Source organism: Protofrankia sp. Cas4, assembly GCF_963555915.1.
In the GTDB taxonomy this organism is placed as follows: Bacteria; Actinomycetota; Actinomycetes; order Frankiales; family Frankiaceae; genus Protofrankia.
Genome location: NZ_CAUVXL010000033.1, coordinates 1 through 2,343, shown reverse-complemented (window position 1 = coordinate 2,343; position 2,343 = coordinate 1). Strand labels below are relative to the sequence as shown.

2 protein-coding genes are annotated in these 2,343 nt (G+C 67.3%); one reads left to right on the top strand and one right to left on the bottom strand.

The window, feature by feature from the left end:
- Positions 1 to 44: 44 nt before the first annotated feature.
- Positions 45 to 389: a hypothetical protein gene (locus U9979_RS03510; protein ID WP_322778240.1), complete on the bottom strand. Its 345-nt coding sequence runs from the start codon at positions 387 to 389 to the stop codon at positions 45 to 47.
- Positions 390 to 970: 581 nt separating this feature from the next.
- On the opposite strand from U9979_RS03510, the gene dnaK reads away from it, so the two are divergent.
- Positions 971 to 2,343 (top strand): molecular chaperone DnaK (gene dnaK, locus U9979_RS03505; protein WP_322778239.1); only part of this gene is annotated, 1,373 nt, incomplete at its 3' end.

The following is a 2,343-nucleotide window of genomic DNA, read 5'->3' as shown; positions in this document are numbered from 1 at the left end:
CCCGTAGGTCCTTCGGGGGTTGACACCTGGGCAGGCGGGTGCGGTCAGCTGTCGGGGGTCGACAGGTTCCGCTCGCAGGCGCAGTCGAGGGCCTCTTCGGGGGTACCGGTGAAGGTGCCGGTGGGCAGGAGTGTGTCCAGGTATCCGCCGTTGCTCGCGAGGTGGAGGGCGAATCCCCGGTGGGTGGCGGATCCGGTGGAGCGCAGCCGTATCAGCGGGACGTCCTCGCCGTCGGTGACCTGGCCGGCGCTGTAGGCGAACGCGCCGCGGTGGCGGATGTGCAGGTCGGCGAGTGGGGGCCGGCGGGTGGCCGCGCGGATGTGTAGCCGCTGTGGCAGCGACGCCTTGGTGGGTAGCCGGCCCGGCACGAGTGGATGGTTGACATACATTTTCCGCCCGAAAACCGGCGCCTCCTGACGTCATCCTTCCACTCGTCGCACCGAAGGGAATGCGGATCAAGGAGTGGGGTTGGGGCGGATGCGTCGCGAGGTGCGAGGAGGCCCAGGTAGCGGAGTTCTACCTGGGCCGACGGAGCCGGGGTACCCGTACGGCGCGAAGCGGCGTGCGGGCAGCGGCGTGCGGGCAGCGGCGACGCGGGGCGCCGCCTGGCGCCGGCACGTACCCCGTCCACCGCTTCGCGCTGGCCGGGGACCCCTCGTTGGACGAACGTCCGACGCCGACCGCTTAGAGCGCCCGGCAATAGGAGCGTGGACTCGAACCGGGACGACAACCCGCCTGATTCGTCGACGCCCCGCTCCCGGCAGCCCGCCAGCCCCTGGCCCCTGGCCTGCCGCAGCTCGGGAACAGAACCATCCTCAGGAACCTTGAGTCTGAGCAACTCATGTTTGACGATGGCCTGGCTATCATTAGATTCTGAGTGCGAAGGACTCAACTACTACCCGAGCGGTCCCGGCCGAGTTCCCGAGAGAACCGAGCAGCCGGGCCGTCCTGATCTGAGAGGCACACAGACATGGCACGAGCGGTCGGTATCGACCTCGGCACCACGAACTCCGTCGTGAGCGTGCTCGAGGGCGGCGAGCCCACGGTGATCGCCAATGCCGAGGGCTCCCGGACGACCCCGTCCGTCGTCGCCTTCGCCAAGAACGGCGAGGTCCTGGTTGGCGAAGTCGCGAAACGGCAGGCGGTCACGAACGTCGAACGGACCATCCGGTCGGTCAAGCGCCACATGGGCACCGACTGGAAGATGAAGGTCGACACCAAGGACTTCACTCCGCAGCAGATCAGCGCCTTCATCCTCCAGAAGCTCAAGCGGGATGCCGAGTCCTACCTCGGTGAGACCGTGGCCGACGCGGTCATCACCGTGCCCGCCTACTTCGACGACGCCCAGCGTCAGGCGACGACCGAGGCGGGCACCATCGCCGGTCTGAACGTCCTGCGCATCGTGAACGAGCCCACCGCGGCCGCCCTTGCCTACGGCCTGGACAAGGGCGAGAAGGAACAGACCATTCTGGTCTTCGACCTCGGTGGCGGCACCTTCGACGTGTCCCTGCTGGAGATCGGCGACGGCGTTGTCGAGGTGAAGTCGACCTCCGGTGACACCCACCTCGGTGGCGACGACTGGGACCAGCGCGTCACCGACCACCTGATCAAGACCTTCTCCGGTCAGCACGGCGTCGACCTCGGCAAGGACAAAATGGCCCTGCAGCGCCTGCGGGAAGCCGCCGAGAAGGCCAAGATCGAACTGTCGCAGTCCACCCAGACAAGCATCAACCTGCCCTACATCACCGCCTCGGCCGAGGGCCCGCTGCACCTGGACGTCACCCTGACCCGCTCGGAGTTCCAGCGGATGACCTCCGATCTGATCGACCGCTGCAAGCACCCCTTCCAGCAGGCCGTGAAGGACGCCGGGGTCAAGGTCAGCGACATCGACCACGTCGTGCTCGTGGGTGGCTCCACCCGGATGCCGGCCGTGGTCGACCTGGTCCGCGAGCTCACCGGCGGCAAGGAGCCGAACAAGGGCGTCAACCCCGACGAGGTCGTCGCCGTGGGCGCATCCCTGCAGGCCGGTGTCCTCAAGGGTGAGGTCAAGGACGTCCTGCTGCTCGACGTCACCCCGCTCTCCCTCGGCATCGAGACCAAGGGCGGGATCATGACCAAACTCATCGAGCGCAACACGACCATCCCCACCAAGCGGTCGGAAATCTTCACCACCGCCGAGGACAGCCAGCCCTCCGTCCAGATCCAGGTCTTCCAGGGCGAGCGCGAGATGGCGTCCTACAACAAGAAGCTCGGCATGTTCGAGCTCACCGGCCTGCCGCCGGCACCCCGCGGCATCCCGCAGATCGAGGTCACCTTCGACATCGACGCCAACGGGATCGTCCA